General features: G+C 52.5%; 2 protein-coding genes and 1 pseudogene. 2 read left to right on the plus strand and 1 reads right to left on the minus strand.

Features of this window, described 5'->3' with window-relative positions:
- Positions 1-18: 18 nt before the first annotated feature.
- Positions 19-460: pseudogene (locus MKD50_RS30080) on the minus strand (transposase DNA-binding-containing protein); the annotation flags it as partial.
- A gap of 553 nt (positions 461-1,013) precedes the next feature.
- Here MKD50_RS30080 and MKD50_RS30085 point away from each other — a divergent pair.
- Positions 1,014-2,030, plus strand: a complete 1,017-nt coding sequence (locus MKD50_RS30085; protein ID WP_232348028.1) for an ABC transporter substrate-binding protein — start codon at positions 1,014-1,016, stop codon at positions 2,028-2,030.
- Entirely contained in the window at positions 2,030-3,856 is a 1,827-nt protein-coding gene (locus MKD50_RS30090) for a sensor histidine kinase (RefSeq protein WP_012354625.1), read from the plus strand. The genes MKD50_RS30085 and MKD50_RS30090 overlap by 1 nt, the downstream gene beginning before the upstream one ends.
- Positions 3,857-3,887 lie beyond the last annotated feature (31 nt).

Raw genomic sequence — 3,887 nt, forward strand, 5'->3', positions numbered from 1 at the left:
GTTTTACATCGGCGCTAACACATAGACAAGTCGTGTGGCTGGCAGTGCGGCCGCCTGTTCCGCGACCCGCTCATATCCTTCGATCCAGCGGGTACTTTCCTTGATGCTGGGGCGCACTCCATCCGCACTCTTCGGCTCGCGTGCCCACATGTAAGCATAGAGCACGCCAGGCGGTTCGCGCGATGGCGATACAGCGTAAGTCGGCCAAGACAGTGATAGTCTGACCGTTAAAGTCCAGTTCCGTAGTGTCTTGGATCCAGAGCACCACTTCGCATGCCCGCATCCGCTCGGCCTAACTCTGGCAGTGGGGCGCCAGAATATCGCGCCAGTCCAGTTCATCCTGCGCCAGGAAGCGGTACGCCGCAGCCGTTTCCGCCCAGCCGCCGCATGCGCTGGGTATGCTTGCCGTCGGTTTCTCTGCGATGCTATCGCTAGCTAGCAGCACCGCCCGCTTGTTCAGGCGCTAGTCGCCCAAGTCAATGTCCTTGAATTCTGCCGCCGCCCAACTCGTTGCCTCTCCCTGCATGTGCCGGTCCATTTGGGGGTTGGGCCCCCAAGCGTTACGCATGTGGTTTTCTCCGCCTTACGATCGTTCACCTGGTCATAGAATGCATGATGCGGTAGACGAACCTTTTGTCGAAGTGCAGGATATGCCACTGAAATGAAAATCCCGCATAATTCTCAAGCTGCAATTATCATCAACATGTAGAGTGCCTCTTAGGGCTTAAGACCTACTGAAGCTGTCGCCCTACTCGTACGATTTTTTTGGCTGCTGCCAATACCATCGCTACTATTCTGACGTGCGCTCTCTATAGAAATGAAATCCGACGGGTAATACAATCTACCGGCCGCTTCAGAGCACGTTTCGAGCTGCCGCCCCCATAGCGCTTAGATGGTTTGATAGAACCTAAATTTCGAAAATGAATCGCAGAGAGATGCTCCGCGCCGGAGCGTATGCCGGGCTTGTAAACATGATACATTCGACACATGCATTCGAACGGCGGCCCCACGTTGTGTTTCTCAACCCCGGCGAATCCGCTGAACGTGGCACCGGTCAACATTGGCAATTGGTGTCCAGTTTTATGGGCATGGCCGCAACGACGTTTAATATGCAACTGGAGGTGTTGTACGCAGAGCGTGATCATTTACTCATGCAGCGCCAGGCGGAGGAAGTTGCCCGACGTAGTTTTCCCCCAGACTACGTAATCATTGTCAACGAGAAGATGGCCGCACAACAAATGCTTAAAGTGTTGGCTCACTCACCGTCCAAAATATTAGTTATTCACAACGATCTGACGTCCGAACAGCGCCAGTACGTCGGCAATGAACGGGAAAAAATTTCGAACTGGATCGGCACATTAACGGCGAACGCCGAGTTGGGCGGATTTCGCCTGATGGAGTTTTTATATCAACGACTCGGCCGACGAGAGGTTAATGTTATTGGAATAACTGGGGATCCTAATACACCAGTCTCGCTGGAAAGGGCTGCCGGGGTCGCCACCTTCCTGAATCAAACGGCAAATGGGCGCATCTGTCAGTTGGTTTTTAGTGACTGGAGTCGAGCCGATAGCCACCAAAAGGCTCGCGTACTGCTGGCACGGTACCCCGAAGCCAATGTCATGTGGGCCGCCAATGACACTATGGCACTGGGTGCACTTGATGCCGTCAAGCTTAACAACGCCCATGTTCTGGTAGGCGGCATGGGAGCTTTGAAAGAAGCGCTTGAAAGCGTGATTCATGGCGGCCTTGCGGGCATCGTAGCAGGCGATTATTTTGTCGGTGCTTGGGCAATGGTACTGCTATACGATTATCACTGGGGCAAGGATTTTGCGAAACATGGGGGGCCGCGTCTAAAACTCGACTATCTTGGCATTATCGAGCGCACGAACGCCAGACGTTTTTCCGATGTCGTTTTTAGACGAATCGAAGCCTTTGACGTTAGACCCTATTCAAAGCATTTAAATCAACGGGAAGGCTCCTATGATTTCGATCTTAAGCATCTTTTAAAAACTACGACCAGAAGCCTCTGATGCGTGTGCGTGCCAAATTTTCGCTGAGGTCCCTAAATCTTCATACCAAGTTGATGCTTTCGCTTGTCGTGCTTGTCGCAGCTGTCGCCGGAACTTCAGCTTCTATGTTAGTAGAACACGAGCGCAACAGCCGACTTCTCGCACTAGGGGACCGGGCCACAAGAATTGCTGACCTTTTCAGCCAATCGCTTGTTCTGCCTTTATGGAACGTTGATCTTCGCGCAATCGAAAACCAACTCGCCGCGCTTGCACCCAACCCTGAAGTTGCCGAGTTTACGGTTACCGCGGCAGGCTACGGAACGGTAGCTACTGTAAAAGGTTCCCGTCACTTAAACGACGGCGAAAGCGTTGTACGTGTACGAGCAATTGAATATGATCCGCCCGGAAACGCACCGAAAGAGAAAATCGGGGAAATTCGAGTCGTACTAACCAAGGCTGTCGCTCAGGAGGCAATCAACCGCGCCCGGCAGGCCATCTTTGCGATTATGGCAGCGCTCCTAGCAGTGCTTTACGCTGCTAGCTTCCTCCTCCTGAAGCGCATGGTCCGCAGCCCCGTCAATGGCCTCGAAAAGATGGTCGATAAGATTTCTGGTGGAGATCTTGATGCGAGATGCGAGGTGAAATCTGGCGACGAGCTCGGGCGTCTCGCCGTGCGAATCAATTACATGGCCGATCAGCTTCGTACATCGACACTGCTTCTTCAAAAAAGCGAGAGAAAGTACCGTAGCATCGTGGAGAATGCTGTCGAGGGTATATTCCTCCTCGATCAAGCTGGAAATCTTGCCGAAGCCAATCCCGCGATGGCTCAACTGCTTGGCTATGACAACGCGTGTGATTTGACTGTGTCTGCAGAAAGCGATGGTCGACCAAAAAGCCCCTTTTCTCTCAGCCTAACTGCGACTTTGTTCAAGACCCTGAACGTCGATGGCGAAATTCGCGGCCTCGAACTTCAGTTGAGTCGGCTTGATGGAACACCTATATGGGTCCAATTGAATGCACGCGGCCTAATGGGAAGCGAAGGTAGCCTTCGTTATCTCGAAGGATTGCTCACCGATGTGACCGCCCGCAAGCATGCCTTGGAAGATTTGCAATTGCAGCGCGATAGGCTAGAGCTAGAGGTGAGCGAGCGGAAATGGACCGAACTCGAATTGCTAGCATCCCGGGAGCGTCTCCAACAATTACATGCGCATCAGGAAGCGATTCGGGAGGAGGAAAGGAAGTGCATAGCCATGGAAATCCACGATGAACTAGGGCAGCTTTTAACAGCCCTAAAAATGGACCTCTCCTTATTAAGCATGCAATTGCCGACGGGATCTGGTGTGATTCAGAAGGCTGAAGAGATGCGCGAATTGATTGAACAAACCATTCGCATTGTGCGAAATGTAGTGAGTCACCTGCGACCCACAGCATTGAACTATGGTCTCGCGTCCGCATTGGAATGGCTCGCTGCAGACTTTAGCCGCCACACCAAGATTCCGTGTCGATTCCAATCCACTCACCCCGAACCAAATCTTCCTGACCCTCGTGCGACGGCAATTTTTCGTATCGTTCAAGAATCACTTACCAATGTTGCCCGCCACGCCAAAGCTTCCCAAGTCGATGTCACACTTGCCAATACAGACGCCGGTATCGAAGTGATCATCAGGGACAACGGGCAGGGATTCAACGTTGTTTCTGCGCGCGCCGGATATTCATATGGATTACACGGTATGGCGGAACGCGCTCGCCTAATTGGCGCGCAGCTAGAAGTTCACAGCAAGCCAGATCGCGGTACCCTAATAAGACTGCGACTTCTGGAAACCTTTGAAAAACCTCAATCCCATTAATCGAGAATCCGAGATGATTCGCCTGGAAGTC

The organism is Cupriavidus mimosae (assembly GCF_023952485.1).
Taxonomy (GTDB): domain Bacteria; phylum Pseudomonadota; class Gammaproteobacteria; order Burkholderiales; family Burkholderiaceae; genus Cupriavidus; species Cupriavidus taiwanensis_C.